19 protein-coding genes are annotated in these 18,257 nt (G+C 63.8%); 12 read left to right on the forward strand and 7 right to left on the reverse strand.

Annotation, left to right across the window (positions count from 1 at the left end; all coding sequences use genetic code 11):
* The first annotated feature begins 216 nt into the window (after positions 1 to 216).
* Together NLN62_RS44290 and NLN62_RS44295 are read left to right on the forward strand one after the other, a co-directional pair.
* Complete coding sequence (locus tag NLN62_RS44290) at positions 217 to 591, forward strand: winged helix-turn-helix domain-containing protein (protein WP_254112934.1); 375 nt, start codon at positions 217 to 219, stop codon at positions 589 to 591.
* Between the two features lie 12 nt (positions 592 to 603).
* Positions 604 to 1,077 carry a GNAT family N-acetyltransferase gene (locus tag NLN62_RS44295; RefSeq protein WP_254112935.1) on the forward strand — a complete coding sequence of 158 codons (474 nt, stop codon included), beginning with the start codon at positions 604 to 606 and terminating at the stop codon, positions 1,075 to 1,077.
* Positions 1,078 to 1,181: 104 nt separating this feature from the next.
* Here the strand turns inward: NLN62_RS44295 and NLN62_RS44300 are convergent, their stop codons facing one another.
* Together NLN62_RS44300 and NLN62_RS44305 are read right to left on the reverse strand one after the other, a co-directional pair.
* Positions 1,182 to 3,038: an AI-2E family transporter gene (locus NLN62_RS44300; RefSeq protein ID WP_254112936.1), complete on the reverse strand. Its 1,857-nt coding sequence runs from the start codon at positions 3,036 to 3,038 to the stop codon at positions 1,182 to 1,184.
* A 325-nt stretch (positions 3,039 to 3,363) separates the two neighbouring features.
* Positions 3,364 to 3,741, reverse strand: a complete 378-nt coding sequence (locus NLN62_RS44305; RefSeq protein WP_254112937.1) for a hypothetical protein — start codon at positions 3,739 to 3,741, stop codon at positions 3,364 to 3,366.
* A 216-nt stretch (positions 3,742 to 3,957) separates the two neighbouring features.
* Here NLN62_RS44305 and NLN62_RS44310 point away from each other — a divergent pair, with 216 nt between their 5' ends.
* Entirely contained in the window at positions 3,958 to 5,367 is a 1,410-nt protein-coding gene (locus tag NLN62_RS44310) for an aldehyde dehydrogenase family protein (RefSeq protein WP_254112938.1), read from the forward strand.
* Between the two features lie 67 nt (positions 5,368 to 5,434).
* Positions 5,435 to 5,995: a DUF2478 domain-containing protein gene (locus tag NLN62_RS44315; RefSeq protein WP_254112939.1), complete on the forward strand. Its 561-nt coding sequence runs from the start codon at positions 5,435 to 5,437 to the stop codon at positions 5,993 to 5,995.
* An 11-nt stretch (positions 5,996 to 6,006) separates the two neighbouring features.
* Here the strand turns inward: NLN62_RS44315 and NLN62_RS44320 are convergent, their stop codons facing one another.
* A complete protein-coding gene (locus NLN62_RS44320) occupies positions 6,007 to 6,555 on the reverse strand; it encodes a hypothetical protein (RefSeq protein WP_254112940.1) in 549 nt (182 codons plus the stop codon).
* Between the two features lie 129 nt (positions 6,556 to 6,684).
* Between NLN62_RS44320 and NLN62_RS44325 the strand changes: the two genes are divergently transcribed.
* A complete protein-coding gene (locus NLN62_RS44325) occupies positions 6,685 to 7,626 on the forward strand; it encodes a LysR family transcriptional regulator (RefSeq protein ID WP_254112941.1) in 942 nt (313 codons plus the stop codon).
* Positions 7,627 to 7,633: 7 nt separating this feature from the next.
* On the opposite strand, the gene NLN62_RS53100 is transcribed toward NLN62_RS44325, so the two are convergent.
* Positions 7,634 to 7,756: a hypothetical protein gene (locus NLN62_RS53100; RefSeq protein ID WP_256576076.1), complete on the reverse strand. Its 123-nt coding sequence runs from the start codon at positions 7,754 to 7,756 to the stop codon at positions 7,634 to 7,636.
* A gap of 128 nt (positions 7,757 to 7,884) precedes the next feature.
* Between NLN62_RS53100 and NLN62_RS44330 the strand changes: the two genes are divergently transcribed.
* Positions 7,885 to 9,477: an EF-hand domain-containing protein gene (locus NLN62_RS44330; RefSeq protein ID WP_254112942.1), complete on the forward strand. Its 1,593-nt coding sequence runs from the start codon at positions 7,885 to 7,887 to the stop codon at positions 9,475 to 9,477.
* An 8-nt stretch (positions 9,478 to 9,485) separates the two neighbouring features.
* Positions 9,486 to 10,211 carry an EF-hand domain-containing protein gene (locus NLN62_RS44335; protein ID WP_254112943.1) on the forward strand — a complete coding sequence of 242 codons (726 nt, stop codon included), beginning with the start codon at positions 9,486 to 9,488 and terminating at the stop codon, positions 10,209 to 10,211.
* A gap of 6 nt (positions 10,212 to 10,217) precedes the next feature.
* Here NLN62_RS44335 and gor read toward each other — a convergent pair whose 3' ends face one another.
* The 3 genes from gor to rpiA are packed head-to-tail and all read right to left on the reverse strand — an operon-like array spanning position 10,218 to position 12,889.
* Positions 10,218 to 11,606 carry a glutathione-disulfide reductase gene (gene gor, locus NLN62_RS44340; protein WP_254112944.1) on the reverse strand — a complete coding sequence of 463 codons (1,389 nt, stop codon included), beginning with the start codon at positions 11,604 to 11,606 and terminating at the stop codon, positions 10,218 to 10,220.
* 33 nt (positions 11,607 to 11,639) lie between these two features.
* Entirely contained in the window at positions 11,640 to 12,173 is a 534-nt protein-coding gene (locus tag NLN62_RS44345; protein ID WP_027523614.1) for a DUF2059 domain-containing protein, read from the reverse strand.
* 2 nt (positions 12,174 to 12,175) lie between these two features.
* Complete coding sequence (rpiA, locus tag NLN62_RS44350) at positions 12,176 to 12,889, reverse strand: ribose-5-phosphate isomerase RpiA (protein WP_027523613.1); 714 nt, start codon at positions 12,887 to 12,889, stop codon at positions 12,176 to 12,178.
* 194 nt (positions 12,890 to 13,083) lie between these two features.
* Here rpiA and gph point away from each other — a divergent pair, with 194 nt between their 5' ends.
* From gph to NLN62_RS44375, 5 genes are all read left to right on the forward strand, one after another.
* The gene (gph, locus tag NLN62_RS44355; protein ID WP_254113857.1) at positions 13,084 to 13,779 is read left to right on the forward strand and encodes a phosphoglycolate phosphatase; all 696 of its coding nucleotides are present in this window, start codon (positions 13,084 to 13,086) and stop codon (positions 13,777 to 13,779) included.
* Between the two features lie 129 nt (positions 13,780 to 13,908).
* Positions 13,909 to 14,403 carry a hypothetical protein gene (locus NLN62_RS44360; protein ID WP_254113858.1) on the forward strand — a complete coding sequence of 165 codons (495 nt, stop codon included), beginning with the start codon at positions 13,909 to 13,911 and terminating at the stop codon, positions 14,401 to 14,403.
* Between the two features lie 108 nt (positions 14,404 to 14,511).
* Positions 14,512 to 15,546 carry a GTP 3',8-cyclase MoaA gene (gene moaA, locus NLN62_RS44365; RefSeq protein ID WP_027523610.1) on the forward strand — a complete coding sequence of 345 codons (1,035 nt, stop codon included), beginning with the start codon at positions 14,512 to 14,514 and terminating at the stop codon, positions 15,544 to 15,546.
* A 340-nt stretch (positions 15,547 to 15,886) separates the two neighbouring features.
* Positions 15,887 to 16,426, forward strand: coding sequence for a TRAP transporter small permease subunit (locus tag NLN62_RS44370; protein ID WP_027523609.1), 540 nt, complete (start codon positions 15,887 to 15,889; stop codon positions 16,424 to 16,426).
* Positions 16,423 to 18,027, forward strand: coding sequence for a TRAP transporter large permease subunit (locus NLN62_RS44375; protein ID WP_027523608.1), 1,605 nt, complete (start codon positions 16,423 to 16,425; stop codon positions 18,025 to 18,027). The genes NLN62_RS44370 and NLN62_RS44375 overlap by 4 nt, the downstream gene beginning before the upstream one ends.
* The last annotated feature ends 230 nt before the right edge of the window (positions 18,028 to 18,257 follow it).

An 18,257-nucleotide genomic window follows, 5' to 3' on the forward strand; every position in this document is an offset into this window, starting at 1 on the left:
CGAGGGATCGGCGGCCTCGTCAGAGGGGCCCGGATTCTGTTGAAGGGAGAGATAAAGTTCGCCCAGGCCAAATCAAGCCGGCCGAGCTGCGACCAGCAGCCGCGGGAACGCGGCGCGCCGTTCATAAAATCGCCGTAAGGGATATCCGTCCCGTTTACCTTGTTCGCCGGCCTGCGTGGTGGCAATCTCGCGCTGGACGACCGAAGAGAGCCAGTCATGTCGCGCTTGGGCGCAAAATCGCTTCCCCAACTGAGCGTCCGGATCGATCTGGACGCCGAAGACCGGATCGGGCCCGGCAAGATCCAGCTCCTGGAGAATATTCGGGAGCACGGCTCGATCTCGGCCGCGGGCCGCGCCATGGACATGTCCTACAAGCGCGCCTGGGATCTCGTGGACGAGATCAACCGTATCTGCGGACACGCCGCAGTCGAGCCCCAGACCGGCGGCAAGAACGGCGGCGGCGCATTGCTGACCCCGTTCGGCACCGCCCTCGTCGCGCGCTACCGCAAGATCGAGCGCGACGCCGCGCGCGCCGTGCGCAAGGAGCTGATGGCGCTGAGGACGGACATCAAGCGCTCGCGCAAGGCGTGAGTCCGAACGCACATGGATAGCCGCCTCATCATCCGCCCGGCCCTGCTCGCCGATCTCCCGCAACTCCTCGCGCTTTATCCGCACCTCGATCCCGCCGATCGGATTCCCTCGCTAGATGTCGCCGAGCGTCGCCTGGAGGACCTGCAGCGCTACCATGGAAGCGCGATATTCATCGGGATCGCTGAAGACACCATCGTCGCATCCTGCACGCTGATCGTCGTTCCCAACCTGACGCGCGGTGGCCAGCCCTATGGGTTGATCGAAAATGTCGTCACCCATGCAGCGTTCAGGGGACGCGGCTACGGCAAGCAGCTGCTCAACGCAGCCGTCGCTGCCGCGTGGCAGGCCGATTGCTACAAGGTCATGCTGATGACGGGCTCGAAGAGGCCTTCGACCCTGGCGTTCTATGCGTCTGCCGGCTTTGAGCAGAACAAGACTGGCTTCCAGATCCGGCGGCTTCCGCCGAGAGCAGAGATTGTCGAGTGACCTCGCTCCAGGACGTGGCTCATGACGGCACAAATGTCAGCTTCTGAGGATGCGGAAGCCTTACGATTAACTGGAACATTACGCGGGTATCAGAACTACTCGTGTTAGGTAGCAGTAATATCTTTGGTGTCGACGATTGTAGGGTCGCGCTGCCTGGCAGCCGTCTGAACTATTGCGTCTAACGCGGCGCCAAATGATCCAGCACAAGTCGTCGCACCGACCGCACCCATCGACGGCGTGGCGGCACCTGTTCCGAACAGGGCGAGCAGAATGCGGGTATCGGCGTTCTTCTTATTGAGCCTGCGAACGACATCTTGAATCTTGGCGGTGGACGGTTGACTGACGTAGCAGAGGCACGCAAGCGAGGTATCCGTCATATCGAGCGAAAAGAATTTCGCCGTTGATAGCGCGTCCGCTTCTTCCGCCATCGCCTCGAAACCACGGTGCCGCAGCAAATAGGACAACACCAGCGCCGTCGCTTCGTCGAGCTTTCCGGATCCTGGAATGCAGAGCACCGAACGCGGTGATCTGCTTTCTTCCTCGATCAACTTGCGTTGCGCCCTTGCCTGCTCAATTGCGATCGCGGCACCGGGGTTCGCGCTCATGTCCAGGGCCGGTGAGTCCAAATCGTGGTGCGCTTCCAGGTCGGCCACCAGCTCGTCGACGGTCGAAGCAATGCGATTTAGCCGCTCTTCGTCGAGATGGCCCAATCGACGGTCGGCTTCCGCGAGCCTCAGTCCCTCGAGCAGGATCGTATCGCAGTATTCCTCAAGTGACGCCCCTTTGAGGAACTCATGCGCTTGCTCCGCGGCTTCAAGAGGATCCCCCGCCAGCATTCGTTGATAAGCCAGCTGAGGCGGACTCAGAGGAGGTCGGTCGCCCAGCATGATTTCAAGGAACTTGAGCCGCTCGACATGCCGTCCCACGACAACGAGACATATTGTCAGAGGCGTCGCCATGACCAGTCCGACCGGACCCCAGAGCCACGTCCAGAATGACGCAGACAGGATGATTGCGACGGGAGACAGGCCAGAACTATGGCCATAGATCAATGGTTCAAGTACCTGGCCGGCGAGCAGTTCCAGAACCACGAACAACAGAGCTGTCAGCACCAGCATTTGCCAGCCCGAACCAACAGCGGCAGCGAGAATGAGCGGAAATATGGCTGAGATCAGCGCACCAATATACGGAACGAATCTTAGGATCATCGCTAGCAGCCCCCACAACGGAGCGGAGGGCACGCCGATCAATTCGAGACCCAAGCCGATTGCCAGACCGAACACCGCGTTGAAGATGATCTGGGTCAGGAAGAGTTTGCTCAGGCGCTTGCCCGCGTCGTCAAGGGCTGCCGTCGTGCGCTGAATATCGCTCGAGCCCACAAGACGGACGAGGCGATTCCTCAGATCCTCGCGTTGCAACAGGATGAAAGTTACGAAAATGACGACGATTCCCGTCGTCGTGAGCGGCGAAAGCAAAGGCTCGATAATTTTGGCGAGCGTCGTCAGAGCACCCGGGTCGGGCTGCTTGACCTCAACGGGTATCGGAAGCGTTCTATCTGACGCTTGTCTCGAGAGCCCATTGTCCGACCGACCAGTCGTCGCCTCACCATGTTGCAGCTCTGTCCCCAGTTCCTTGAGAACGGCAGAGGCCTGTTCCAACGTTCCAGAACCGCCCATCAACCCGCGAAGGCTCTCGATCTTGTCACTCAGCGTTTGCTGATATCCGGGCAGCTTGGCGGCAAGGCGCGTTGCCTGCGATACCATGAGCCCGCCTAAACTGAATATGATCGCAAATCCGAAGAAGACGACTACGAGTACGGAAGCCGTGCGCGGAACTCGCCATGAATAGAGGCGGATGACGAAAGGCGCGAGAACGAAGCTCAAGAGAACGGCCAGTGCGACCGGAACGAAAACTTCCCGGCCGAAATACAGCGCAGCAATAATCAGCGCTGCGACGGCCATATTTATCAGCGCGCTCCCCCGCCGCTGCGTTAGCCTTGTTTGCTCGGGCTTATCCTGCAACTGCGTGGCCCTCGCTCTTAGCCGAACGATAGTCGCTCCGGCTTCGATGAAACCCCTCAGTTCACTGGACTTGGGTTCTGCAATGCGAATGGACGATTGCCGGTCGCGCGCTACTCTTTCGGCGGATAATTCTACGCCTCTTTTCCACCTCGGGTAAGAACAAAGTAAGAGGGTGACCGCCATCTCCGCAATGCCCGCTGCCCGGGCACGCGCGTGAGCACGTCGATCTCGATGGATTAGTGGATCTGCAGCGCGCGGGATTGCCCTAGTTCGGCCGCACCGCCATCTCCGGTGCCGGCTGGATCAGCGCCTCGCCGAGCAGGCTTTGCTCGGCTTTCGGGATCGAGAAGCGGACCTTGAAGCCGTCCTCGGTCTCCAGCGTGATGATGCGCTGGGTCCTGTCCGTCGACTGCTCGACCACCCAGGCCGCCAGCGGATAGGCGTAGCGCAGGCTCTGGTCGCCATAGCGGGCCTTCAGCGCGGCTTCGAGCAGGCCCGGCAGTGTCATGATCAGCGCGCCGACCTGGTTGAGCGAGACGCGGACCTCGGCAGGCCTGCCCGCAGCATCCTCGAACCGCAGCGCGATCGCGCCGCCGTCGGGCGCCACCTCGCAGGTCGTGAGCGATTTGACGCTGATTTCCATTGCACGCTCCGACAAATGCACGCTCCGACAAATGCACGCTCCGACAAACACGCCTTCGCTATATCGCTCACGATATATCGATATCGGCCGCCGCGTCCAGCCGCCTTTTTTGGAACCGCTCGAAGCGCACAGCATGGCTCACTCGCCGAATTCGTGATATACGTATGGATATAGCGAGGCCCGAACGGCCCGTTTTGACAGGGAGCGAACAAGCCAATGAGCGACTACAACCTTCTCATCGACGGCAAGATGGTGCCCGGCGACCTGACCATGCCCGTGCTCAATCCCGCGACCGAGGACGTACTGGCGCAGTGCCCGCGCGCCTCGAAGAGCCAGCTCGACGCGGCCGTGGCCGCGGCGAAAGCCGCCTACCCGGCCTGGGCCGCGACGCCGATCGAGGAGCGGCGCAAGCTCGTGATCAAGATGGCTGACGTCATCGAGGCCAATTCCGGCGAGCTCGCGCGCCTTCTGACCGCCGAGCAGGGCAAGCCGCTCACAGACGCCACCGGCGAGGTCCTCGGCATGGCCGCGTTCTTCCGTTATCTCGGCTCGCTCGAGCTGCCGACGCGGGTGATCGAGAACTCCGGCGACCGCAAGGTCGAGGCGTATCGCCGGCCGCTCGGCGTCGTCGGCGCCATCATTCCCTGGAACTATCCGCTGCTGATCCTCAGCTTCAAGCTGCCGTCGGCGCTGCTCGCCGGCAACACGCTGGTGGTGAAGCCCGCGCCGACCACGCCGCTCGCGACGCTGCGCTTTGCCGAGCTCGTCAAGGACGTGCTGCCGAAAGGCGTGCTCAACGTCATCACCGACGCCAACGATCTCGGCGGCGAGATGACCAAGCACCCTGATATCCGCAAGATCTCCTTCACCGGCTCTTCGGCCACCGGCCAGAAGGTCATGGCGAGCGCAGCGCAGACGCTCAAGCGCATCACGCTCGAGCTCGGCGGCAACGATGCCGGCATCGTGCTCGACGACGTCGATCCGAAGAAGGTCGCGCCGGGAATCTTCGAAGGCGCGTTCCAGAACTCAGGGCAAGTCTGCCTCGCCATCAAGCGGCTCTATGTCCACGAGTCCGTCTATGACGAGCTGTGCAACGAGCTGGTCGCGATCGCCAAGAGCACCGTCGTGGACGACGGATCGAAGCAAGGCACCAAGCTCGGCCCGCTCCAGAACAAGATGCAGTACGAGAAGGTGAAGGCGTTCCTCGAGGATGCGCGCAAGAACTGCAACGTCATTGCGGGCGGCGCGGCAATGGACCGTCCCGGCTATTTCATCGAGCCGACCATCGTGCGCGACATCCAGGAGGGCTCGAAACTGGTCGACGAGGAGCAGTTCGGCCCCGTCCTGCCGGTGATCAAATATTCTGACAAGGACGACGTGATCCGCCGCGCCAATGCCACGACCTACGGCCTCGGCGCCTCGGTGTGGTCGTCGGACATCAAGCGCGCGCACGAGGTCGCGAGCCAGCTCGAGTCCGGCACGGTGTGGATCAACAAGCATCTCGACATGGCTCCGAACATCCCGTTCGGCGGCGCCAAGCAGTCGGGCATCGGCACCGAATTCGCCGAGGAGGGCCTTGCCGAATTCACCCAGCTTCAGATCATCAACGGGCCGCCTGCGGCCTGAGGCGAAATCCGGGGTCGCTGCGCAACCGCCGCGGCCCCGCTCATTCTCACTCAAGCGGAGGCGGACGATGTTCGATGCACAAAGCGATCTTGCCGCCCTGGTCTATGAACCGCATCAGGATCCCGACACCATCTTGCGCGGCTTCGCGGCCGACCTGAATGCGCGCGGGTTGCGGGTCGTGGGCATGGTGCAGGCGGGCCATTGCGCGGACTCCAGCCTGTCGGCGGTGCTGCTTCACAACGGCGAGAAACTGCTGCTGGCGCAGGACTTCGATCTCGCCGCGAGCGGTTGCCGGCTCGATCTTGCGCGGCTCCAGAACGCCGGCGAGCAGATCGCCGAGGCGTTGGCACATGGCGCCGACCTCGTCATCATCAACCGCTTCGGCAAACGGGAGCGCAATGGCAAGGGGCTGGCTTATCTGATCGAGCGGGCGTTCAACGCCGACATCCCCGTGGTGATCGCGGTTGCAAACGACCACTTCGCCGACTGGATCAAGTTCGCCGGCGGCATGAGCGTCAAGCTCCGCTGCGAGCGCCACGCGCTCGATGCGTGGTGGCAGCGTATCGCGACGCCCTCGCCCTGCGCGGTCGAAGCCGAGCATTCCACGGTGTGCGCCGTGCTGAAGTGAAGTCGCGCCCCCTACTCGTCCCTGAGCGCTGAGAGCACCTGTCCGCCGAGCTCCGTCAAGCGGTAGGTCACCAGCGGACGGCTCGACGGCGGCTTGCGCGCGATTTCGACGACGTAACCGCGGACCATCAGCGCTTCGAAGCTCCCGTAATAGCCGTGCATGCTGATCTGGCTCTGTCGCTGCGCCCTGAACTCGCGCAACGCGCGGATCTCGTTGCCCGACAGCAGCGACCTGCGGACCCGCCGCACCAGTTTTGCCCTCTGCTGGAGCCAGGCCTCATCGGGCAACACCCGCGACGGCTCGATCGGCTCGCCGCACGGCGCAGTCTCCGGGACCACCGCCGCCTTCGTCGCCCCTGCGCTGACCGATTGCTTGGCGAGATCGAGTGCTGCGACCGGCCATCGGCGGCTCCTGTCCACCATGACCGGCGGCGGCACGACATTGTCGCGGACCAGCTGCTCGAAGCGGCCGGCGGTGACGCCGACATAGGCGGCCGCGCGGCGCCGATCGATCAAACCGTGCGGCTCCGCCGCCAGCGCGCACGCGCTTTTCCCGTCCACCGCCCAAATCCCCCTGTTCGGCCGCGCCCCCTGGCCGCCGCGGGCGAAAACTAGGGCCAGAGGCTGTTCTCGAAAAGCAGAGAATTTCGTACGCCTTGCTGCCGAATCGGCAACAGCTATAGTCGCGCGATGCGATTTCATGCCCCCGCCCTGTACTACTTCCACGCCGTGCGCCGGACCGGCTCGATCCGCGCCGCGGCGCGGACCCTCAACGTGGCCTCCTCGGCGGTCAGCCGGCAGGTCCTCAAGCTGGAAGAGGAGATCGGCGCGCCGCTGTTCGAGCGGACGGCGCGCGGGCTGACATTGACCACGGTCGGCGAGATGCTCGCCCGGCACGTCATGACCGTGCTCCAGGACCACGACCGCTTTCGCTCCGACGTCCAGTCGCTGTCCGGGACATGGCGCGGCTCGGTGAGCATCGCCTGCATCGAGTCGCTCGCTGAATCGCTGCTGCCCGGCCTGATCGCGTCGCATCGCGGCCGCGCCCGCCGCGTCACTTTCACCACGCAGGTGATGGGATCAGCCGACGTGCTGGACGCGCTGAGCCGCGGCGAAGCCGACATCGGCATTGCCATGGCGCTGCGCCATCCCCAGGATCTGCGCCAGGTCGCGCTGAAGCGCTTCCGGTTAGGGGCGATCGTTGCGGCCGATCATCCGCTGGCGCGGCGCCGGACCGTGACGCTGGCGCAATCCCTCGCCTTTCCGATCATTCACGCGCTTCCGGAGCTGTCGATCTACCACCTGCTGCAACCGCTCATCGCGCAGCTTGCCGAAACGCCCGAGCCCGCCGTGCAGGCCAATTCCATCGACCTGATGCGCGAGCTTGCGGCGCGCGGCGTCGGCGTTGCGATCCAGACCCAGATCGGCATCGGCCGCCTCGCCAATAGCGGACAGCTCAAATTCCTGCCGCTGGACAACGCCGGCAGTCCGGTGTGGTCGGACCTCGGCGTCTATGTTCGCGCCGAACGGGTCCTGCCCGCCTATACCGAGTCGTTCCTCCAGGAGCTGGTGCGCGAGCTCGGCGATCGCGAACGGCAGGAGAACGCCGACCACGGCAAGGTCGGCGCGTAAGGCGCCCCTACTCCGCCGCCTGCCGCACGTGGCGCGCGGTCGGGGTGCGCATGGTGACGAGCTCTTCGGCGGCGGTCGGATGCAGCGCGGTCGACGGCGTGGCTGTGCGCATTGGAGAGAAGTCCGGCAAAGATCGAATCGTAACCATTGGGATCACTACTTGCGCACCATCATGCACACCTTTTGGTTACGTTAAACGTTGCGGAACCCGTCAAAAGGCATAACCGGCGGCATCGGTGAGGTTCGGAGGATAGCAACATGCGGCCAAATTGGCGGTTCCTGACCGCGTTGGCTTTCGTGGTCGCGCATCTGGCTTTGCCAGTCACGGCAATTGCTCAAAATGCCCCTCAAGCTCCCGCTCAGCCGTCGAGCCCCATCGTCACGTACGATCTCGAGGCGCATATCGCACAGACATTGGCGCCGGAGCTGCGCTACTATGCGTTCCAGGAGAAGATCAAAGTCCCCTTCATGCTGCATGACCTCGATCGCGACGGCGCGATCACCGAGGTCGACCGCCAGCGCAACCGCCAGCGCCACGAGGCCATGCAGCGCGGGCGGCAGATCAGCCTGATGTTCCAGGCCGACCTGGACGGTGATGGCACGGTCTCCGCCGAGGAGCTCACGATCTTCGCGCGCCATCTGTCGCATTTCGTTCCTGGCGAAGGACCCGAGGCCGACGCGCGGCGGAGCGAGCAGGCGCGCCGCGTCGTCGAGAGCAGCATGCGCGCCGATATCGATGGCGACGGCAAGATCGACTGGAATGAGGCCATAGCTCACGCGCGAAAATTCCCGACACCACTCGGAATCGATTTCGACGCGGTCTACCGCGTCCTGGCGAGCTATGACGCCGACGGTGACGGCAAGACCACGTTCAAGGAATATGCCGACGCGATGGAGCGGCGGTTTGCCGACGTCGATACCGACGGCGACGGCGTGATCTCGCGGACCGAATTCGACGGCTATTGGCAACGATCGGGTTTGCCGGCGCCGAGGGTCATCGAGACGCAACTAAGCTACGACGAAAAGCTGGCGATCGAGTGCGCCGTTCCCAAGCCTGCAAAGGACGACAGGTTCGTGCTTTTCAACGGCTACGAGCCGCTCGCCCTGTCGACGGCCGCGATCGGCTCTCAGGACAAAAAAACGTTTACGACCAAGGTGATCATCGAGCCCGGCCGCGAGCCACTGTACCTGGTGATGATCGCGTCGAACCGCACGATCTGGCAATTCGAAGGCGCGGTCGACCGCGTGAAGCACCTCGTCCTGGCCGGGGGATCGGGCAACGAAGGCCAAGGCCCCGCAGTCGGCGCCACCGGGCTTTCCAGGGAGAACGTCACGATTGGCAAATCGGGCCGGTGTGACAGCTTCTGGGTCAACATGACCGAACGCAATCCGAAGGAGACGTCTTTTCGAACCAGGCTCCTCTTCGGACGCGAACCGGACATTGCCGTGACCGCCAAGCGAATGTGGAATCTCAGGCTGCCGTCGGGAAATATCTCCGCTCCGAGCGAGGCCGACCAGACCGGGACATTTGCCAATCTGAATCCTGAGTGGCGCGATATTCGCGAAGACCTTCTTCAGTCTTGCCCGGGAGGGCTGATGTCCGTGGAGCCCGACTCGGTCCTCGGCGGCCAGCCCGTCACACGTTACGAGGTCTTGCCGGTCCAGGCCGGGCTGTTGCAACTGCTGACCGAAGGGGCGCTTGTCCGCAATGCGCGCGGGGACTTCGTCGTCACCCGCCAGACCCGCTTTCCGGCAGGCTTGGCAGGCGGCAATTCCGTCAGCTTCATCGTTCCCAACGGCGTGCCCCGGCCAGCCGGCCATCCCGGCCACTCCAAGGTGACAATGGAGTAGATGGTGCCATGATCTGCCACGTCCTGAACAAACTGTCATTGCCGGTTCTGCCGTTGCTCGCGATCGCGATGACGCTGCTCACTGGCGGCGCATTCGCCCAACGCGCGCCAGCACCGGCCGCGCCCACGCAATCGCCGTTCGGACGCGCCATCCGGACCGGTGACACGCTCGCGCAATATCTCGACAGGTGCCGCGCGGAGTTTCGCAAGATCGACGTCAATGGCGATGGCGGGATCACCGAGGCCGACCTCAAGCTGCAATACCAGCTCAACGAGGCCGCCGCTCGCGCCGGGACGCTGCCGTCGCTGCTCCAGTTCGATCTCGAAGGCGACGGTGTGGTCACGCGCGCAGAGGTCGAAACCTTCCTCGCCGGAAGCATGATCACGATATTGATGCAACAGAGCGGCGGCGACACCGCCGCCGCAGAACGTCAATTTCAGTCGGCGGTCACGCAGGCGATGGCGCCGGACACCAACGGCGACGGCCGTATCGATGCCGCGGAGATGCTTGCGATCGGCGCGAAGCGCGCGATCCACTTCGATAGCAATTCCCCGCAGACAATCGCGCTCACGCTCGATGAGAACAGTGACGGTCGGGTCACGCGGGAGGAATATCTTCAGGCCGCAGAGGCAGCCTTTCGCAGGCTCGACAGCGACGCTGACGGCGTCCTCTCCAGAGAGGAGATCGAAGCCCTCCGCAGTCAGAACATTCAGGCGCCGAAGAGCGCCAAGTGAAGACCCCTACTCCGCCGCCTGCCGCACGTGGCGCGCGGTCGGGGTGCGCATGGTGACGAGCTCTTCGGCGGCGGTCGGATGCAGCGCGATGGTGGCGTCGAAATCGGCCTTGGTCGCCTTCATCTTCACGGCGATGGCGACCGCCTGGATGATCTCGGCGGCGGCATCGCCGACGATGTGGCAGCCGAGCACGCGGTCGGAGGTGCCGTCAACGATGAGCTTCATCAAGACGCGGGTGTCGCGGCCGGACATCGTCGCCTTGATCGGGCGGAACGTCGCCTTGTAGATATCGACGTGGCTGAACTGCGCGCGCGCTTCGGTCTCGGTCAGGCCGACGGTGCCCACCTCCGGCTGCGAGAACACGGCGGTCGGGATGTTGGCGTGGTCGACCCGCACCTCGCGCTTGCCGAACACGGTATCGGCGAAGGCATGGCCCTCGCGGATCGCGACCGGCGTCAGGTTGAAGCGATGGGTGACGTCGCCGATGGCGTAGATGCTGTCGACCGAGCTCTTCGAGAACCCGTCGACCGCGATGCCGCCGTTCTTCGGGTTGATGGCAACGCCGGCCTTCTCGAGGCCCAGATTGGCGACCGCGGGATGGCGGCCGATCGCGAACATCACCTGGTCCGAGGCGACGCTCGAGCCGTTCGACAGATGGCTGGTGAACTCCTCACCGTAACGATCGACCTTGGTCACCGTGCAGCCGGTCAGGATGGTGATGCCCTGCTTCTCCATCTCGCTGCGGACATGAGCGCGGACGTCGTCGTCAAAACCGCGCAAAATATTGTCGCCGCGATAGATCACGGTGACGTCGGAGCCGAAGCCGGCAAAAATCCCGGCGAACTCCAGCGCGATATAGCCGCCGCCCTGGATCACGATCCGCTTCGGCAACTTCTTGAGATGAAACGCTTCGTTGGAGGAGATCACATGCTCGATGCCGGGGATCGCCGAGCCATGGTTGGGCGCGCCTCCGGTGGCGATCAGGATGTATCTTGCTGTGATTGTCTTGTCGTTCTCGAGCAGGCGGATGGTGTGGGCATCCTCGATGACCGCGCGGCTCTTGACGATGCGCGCGCCCGACTTCTCGACATTCGTTGTGTAGGCCGCCTCGAGCCGCGCGATCTCCTTGTCCTTGTTGGCGATCAGCGTCGGCCAGTCGAAGCTTGCGGACGGAATGGTCCAGCCGAAGCCCGCGGCATCCTCGATCTCGTGGCGGACATGCGATCCGATCACGAACAGCTTTTTCGGCACGCAGCCGCGGATCACGCAGGTCCCGCCCATGCGGTACTCTTCCGCGATCATCACGCGTGCGCCGTGACCGGCCGCGATGCGAGCGGCGCGCACGCCGCCCGAACCACCACCGATGACAAAGAGGTCGACGTCGAATTCAGCCATTGTCCACTCCGACCTCTCTGCCTTTCTTCCTCGTCACATATCCTTGCCGCGCTTCTTCATCTCGGCGCGGAACGCGCTCGCGACGATCTCGGAGAAATTCTGCGCCCATGAATTCGTGAAGGCCATGCCCTGTTCGATCGCGCGCGGCTCGGCGTTAATCAGCTTCTGCCCCAGCGGAGACTTGTAGAACGCCACGAGATCCTTGAGCTCCTGCTCGGTGAACTGGGCGGCGTAGGCCTGCGCCATGCCGTCGCCGATCTCCTTCTCACGGCCGGCGAGCTGCTGCGCCACCACCGGTGCCAGCTCGTTGAGGTCCTTCTGGTAGTTGAGGTTCTGCCCGATCAGCGCACCCTTGACCTTCTCCACCATGCCGGGAACGGCGTTGGCATACAGCGCGCTGGCGTTCTTCATGGTCAGGATTTCCTTGGCGGCCGCCATCGCCGCGGGCGAGGCCTTGGGCGCTGCCGCCTGCTGTGCCGCCGCCGGGACGGCGCCAAAAGCCAATCCCAGGCCAGCCAGTCCCAGGGCGAGGCCTGCCACGGGCAGCATCTTCAAAACGCTCTTCATTCCTAGTCTCCTTTCGGCTTTCGCCGTTCAATCACGCGGATTCCTTCGCCGCCCGCCAGGACGGCAGAGCCGGCCAAGCCGATGAACAGTCCATGCTCCACCACGCCGGGGATCGCGCTCAAGGCGACCGCGAGCCGTGCCGGATCCTCGATCCGTCCAAGATGGGCATCGAGGATCCAGTGGCCACCATCGGTGACGAAAACGTGGCCATCCTTGGCCTTGCGGAGCGCCATTTGCCCGGAAACGCCGGATTGCGCAAATGCCTTCTCGATCGCCCGCCGTGTCGCGCCAAGCCCAAACGGGATGACCTCCACCGGCAGCGGAAAACGGCCGAGCGTCGCCACCCATTTACTGTCGTCAGCGATTACGATCATTCGATCGGAGGCAGCCGCGACGATCTTCTCGCGGAGCAGCGCGCCGCCGCCGCCCTTGATCAGGTTGAGCTCGGGATCGACTTCGTCAGCGCCGTCGACCGTGATGTCGAGATGGTCGATCTCGTCCAGCGTGGTCAGCGGCACGCCGCAACGGACCGCGTCGGCCCGTGTGGCTTCCGAGGTCGGCACGCCGATCACCTTGAGGCCGGCGCGCACCCGCTCGCCGAGCAGCTCGACGAAATGCTTGGCCGTCGATCCGGTGCCGAGACCGAGCTGCATGCCGTCGCGCACCTCCTCGAGGGCGCGAGCAGCCGCCTGTCGCTTCAACTGGTCCATGTCCACGTTCGGGCCTGCCCTTTGTGTGTGTGGCTTCAAGGTCTCACTTGAGATCTCATTTGAGAGACCGCCGAAATAAGTCGCATTCGGCGGCCTATCTAGCCCCGTTTTGGCCCGGAGAACAGGCCTGCGGAACGAGGTTATAAGCTGATCTTATGGCCGGTCCGCTTGCAGAAGCTCCGCCTTGCCGGTAGCGCATGATCATGACCGCTCACACCATCGTCTTCGATCTCGACGGCACGCTTGTGGATACGGCGCCCGACCTGATCAGCGCGCTGAACCACGTGCTCGATCGCGAGGGGCTGTCGCCCGTGCCGATGCAATCGGCCCGCAATATGATCGGCGCCGGCGCCCGCAAGCTGATCGAGCGGGGCCTGGAGGCCGAAGGCCGGATCGTCGGCGTCGAGGACATCAACCGGTTGACGGCGGATTTCATCGCCTATTACGCCGACCATATCGCCGATGAATCGCGCCCGTTCGAGGGGCTGGAGGCCGCGCTCGACCACCTCGCGGAGCGTGGCCACCGGCTCGCGGTGTGCACCAACAAGCTCGAATGGCTCTCCAGGCGGCTGCTCGACGCGCTGGGCCTCTCCCGGCGCTTTGCCGCCATCTGCGGCGCCGATACCTTTGGGGTGCAGAAGCCCGACCCGACCATCCTGCGCGAGACGGTGGCCCGCGCCGGCGGACAGCTCGCCGCCAGCATCATGGTCGGGGATGCCGGAACCGACGTTGGGGTGGCCCGGCGTGCCGGGGTTCCCGTGATCGGCGTCAGCTTCGGCTATACCGATGTGCCCATCGAGGAACTCAAGCCGGACCGCCTGATCCATCACATGCGCGACCTGCCGGCGGCGGCGACGAGCCTGATGGGGCGCCTACGCGCCGAGGCAAGCGCTTGATATCGTTACGCAAACCGAAACATTAACCATCTATTAGCTATACGCACCCGGCCCGTTGCGCGGGCAAACCGACGCACCTAAGGTTCGCTCGGGGATTGCAGCGGTTCGTCGCAGTGAGTTGTGATGGTCATGCATCGTGTGATCGCGATTGCGTTTGCGGGTGCGGGCCTTGCCGGCTGCTCCTCGGTCTCGTGGGACATGTTCAAGTCGACGCCCCCCGCCGTCCAGGTCCGACTCGAATCGAACCCGCCTGGCGCCGAGGCCGTCACCTCGCTCGGCCCAGGCTGCAAAACCCCCTGCGCGGTCTCGGTTCCGGCGTCGGATGTGCCGTTCACGGTCAACTACACGCTGAACCAGTTTCTGCCGGCCTCAGTGCCAGTGAACGTTATCAAGACCCCCGGCGATTTCTCCACACCCGCCTCGGTGACGACCGATCCAAATCCGGTATTCGTCGAGCTGCAACCGGCCGTGCCGCCGAAACCAGTGAAGAAGCCGCACCGACCGAAGAAGCCGAAGGCGCCGAAAGCAGCAGCGCCCGCCTCGGCGGGCTCTCCGTTCCCCGACCCGAAGTCGGCACCGCCTGCCATCGCGCCGCCGCCCGAAGCCCCCGCCCCCACGCGCTAATACGGTGCAGCGCACGATTGTCGGCAATGGCGGGGATGCTTAGATTGCATCTAATGTATTTGTCACCGCGCAAACCGCGGTGATAGTGATCGTGACAAGGCTTGTTGAATGAACGGACCCGCTGTGAGTCCCCTGTCCCCGCTGTCGAGCCCGATGACCGACCCGTTCGGCCGGACCATCACCTACTTGCGGGTCTCCGTCACCGATCGCTGCGACCTGCGCTGCTTCTACTGCATGTCGGAAGACATGACCTTCCTGCCCAAGGCGGACCTCTTGACGCTGGAGGAACTCGACCGGCTCTGCTCGGCCTTCATCGCCAAGGGCGTGAAGAAACTGCGGCTGACCGGCGGCGAGCCCCTGGTCCGCCGCAACGTGATGTCGCTGGTGCGCTCGCTGTCGCGCCACCTCGCGAGCGGCGCGCTCGGTGAATTGACGCTGACCACCAATGGAACGCAGCTGGCCAAGCACGCGCGGGAACTCGCCGATTGCGGCGTGCGCCGCATCAACGTCTCGCTCGACACGCTCGATCCGCAGAAGTTTCGCGAGATCACCCGCTGGGGCGAGATCGACAAGGTCTTAGAGGGCATCGAGGCGGCACGCGCGGCCGGGCTCGCGGTGAAGATCAATGCCGTGGCACTGAAAAACCTCAACGAGGACGAACTCCCCTCGCTCATGCAGTGGGCGCACGGCAAGGGCATGGGCCTGACGCTGATCGAGGTGATGCCGATGGGGGAGATCGGCTCGGGCCGCATCGACCAGTATCTGCCGCTGTCGCTGGTGCGCGCGCGGCTTGCCCAGCAATTTACGCTGACGGACTTAAGCGAGACGACCGGCGGCCCGGCGCGCTATGTCAGCGTCGCGGAGACCGGCGGCAAGCTCGGCTTCATCACGCCGATGACCCACAACTTCTGCGAAGCCTGCAACCGGGTGCGCATCACCTGCACCGGCACGCTGCACACCTGTCTCGGTCACGAGGATGCCTCCGATTTGCGCAAGCCACTGCGGGAGTCCACTGGGGATGCGCTGCTAGCGGCCACGATCGACCGTGCGATCGGCCTCAAGCCCAAAGGGCACGATTTCATCATCGACCGCCGGCACAACCGCCCGAGCGTCAGCCGGCACATGAGCGTCACCGGCGGCTAGAGCAATCAGACAATAATCCCGATCTCGACGCGTAGAATCACCGTATCTTCCGCAACCCTAACCCCCTGACCGCGCGTCAATTTGCCCATTTTCCGATTGACGGCGCGACAAGCCGCTGAAATGGTGCCTGCGCCTTGGCTCGCCCGGCAGCATAAACCGGCGCGACCCTCGATGGTCGCGGTCAAGACGGCAAGGCATGAGGGGGAGGACTATCGCTGCAATCGCTCCGGACAATGAGCCGTAAAGTCGCGTGCATCCGCACGCCGGCCGAGCGATGCATTCGAATTCGCCCCAATGAATTGCGCCTCAATGAATAAAGGCCGCGGCGGAGAAAAGTAAGATGCGTCCATTGTTGGCGGTGAGCAACGCCATCGACCTCCTCAATGAAAAGATCGGCAACATCTGTAACCTGCTGGTGCTGCTGGCGTGCCTCGTCAGTGCCGCCAATGCCATGATCCGCTACGCCTTCAGCTACTCGTCGAACGGCTGGCTGGAACTGCAATGGTACATGTTCGCCGTGCTCGTGATGTTCGGCGCGTCCTATACCTTCAAGCGCAACGAGCATGTCCGCGTCGAGATCTTCTACCTGATGCTGTCCGAGCGCGGCCAGCTCTGGCTCGACCTGATCGGCACGCTCTTCTTCCTGATCCCCTCCTGCCTCCTGCTCGCAAAACTCTCATGGCCGTTCTTCATGCAGGCCTATGACGTCGGCGAGATGTCCGGCAACGCCGGCGGCCTGATCCGCTGGCCGATCAAGTTCGTGATCCCCGCAGGTTTCGTCATGCTGGCGCTGCAGGGTGTGTCTGAAGTCATCAAGCGTATCGCGGCTCTCCAGGGCTATGTGACGATCGACGCCAAGTACGAGAGACCGACCCAATGACCATTACGCTGGAGATGATGCCGCCGATGATGTTCGGCGGCCTGGTGATCGCGATGCTGATCGGCTACCCGGTCGCGTTCACGCTGGCGGCGCTCGGCCTCTCCTTCGGCTTTCTCGCGATCCATCTCGGCTTCTTCGACCTGAACTTCCTTCAGGCGATTCCGGGCCGCGTGTTTGGCAGCGTGCTCGCCAACGAGTTGCTGCTCGCCATTCCCTTCTTCACCTTCATGGGCGCGGTGCTGGAGCGGTGCGGGCTTGCCGAGGACATGCTGGATTCCATGGGCCAGCTGTTCGGGCCGATCCGCGGCGGCCTCGGCTACTCCGTCATCATCGTCGGCTTCATCCTCGGCGCCATCACCGGCACGGTGGCGGCGCAGGTCATCGCCATGGCGCTGATCTCGATGCCGGTGATGATCCGCTACGGCTACAATATCCGCTACATCACCGGCGTGCTGGCGGCCTCCGGCACCATCACGCAGCTCGTGCCGCCCTCGCTGGTTCTGATCGTGCTCGCCGACCAGCTCGGCAAGTCCGTCGGTGACATGTATCTCGGCGCCTGGGGCCCCTCGATCTTCCAGATCATCCTGTTCGCCGGTTACACCTTCATGCTCGGCATCTTCAAGCCGAGCCACGTTCCGGCGGTGCCGAAAGAGGCGCGCACGCTGACCGGATGGGCGCTGTGGAAGAAGTGCCTGCTCGGCATCATCCCCTCCGCGGTCCTGATCTTCGTGGTGCTCGGCACCATGATGCTGGGCCTTGCGACCCCGACGGAAGCCGGCGCGATGGGCGCGGTCGGCGCCATCGTCCTCGCCGCCATCCACCACAAGGACTTTTCCTCCACGGGACGCAAGATCCTGATCATCGGCGTCATCACCGCCGGCATCGGCACGATCGTCGCGATGCTGTTCAGCGAGAACATCGTCTTCAAGATCGCCTACGCGATCACCTACCTCGCGGTCGCCTGGATCTGCATTGAGGCGGCGCGCATTCCCGACCTGCGCGACCTGATCAAGCAGGGCTACGAGACGACCATGCGCATCACCTGCATGGTCACCTTCATCCTGATCGGCTCGACCTGCTTCTCGATCGTGTTCCTGGGCTGCAACGGCGGCGTCTGGCTCGAGCACCTGCTCACCTCCCTGCCCGGCGGCGTCTGGGGCTTCCTGATCTTCATCAACCTCTTCATCTTCTTCGTCGCGTTCTTCCTCGACTTCTTCGAGATCGCCTTCATCATCCTGCCGATGATCGCGCCGATCGCGCAGAAGATGCTGGCGCCGGTGGTCGGCCCCGACGCCGCGCTGATCTGGTTCGGCGTCATGCTCTGCGTCAACATGCAGACTTCGTTCCTGCATCCGCCGTTCGGATTCGCACTGTTCTACCTGCGCGGCGTCGCGCCGCGCTCGGTGAAGAGCTCGGACATCTATTGGGGCGCTGTGCCCTGGATCGGATTGCAGATGATCATGGTGCTGCTCGTGATCGTCTTCCCGTCCGTGGTGACGGGCCTGCTCGACAAGCCGGTCAATGTCGATCTCGACAAGGTGAAGATCGAGGTGCCGCAGATCGACCTGCCCCCGCTCGACCTCGGCCCGCCGCAGAAGTAGCCGACGCGAACGCGACTGCCTTCCCTTCTCCCCTTGCGGGAATATGCGGTTCTCCACAAGTAATTGAAAGGGCAAGGAAACCCAAATCGGGTGTCCCAATAGTGTCCCTTGCGCAGGGTTCCCTCGCTTCCGGTTGCGAGGGATCGTCGCCTATGCGTCGTCGGGTGGCTCTTGCGCGCGTATGCCCCGCACGCTTCGACGCGCCTGTGACCGTCCCTTGCGACCCTGAA

The organism is Bradyrhizobium sp. CCGUVB23 (genome assembly GCF_024199885.1).
Lineage (GTDB): Bacteria > Pseudomonadota > Alphaproteobacteria > Rhizobiales > Xanthobacteraceae > Bradyrhizobium.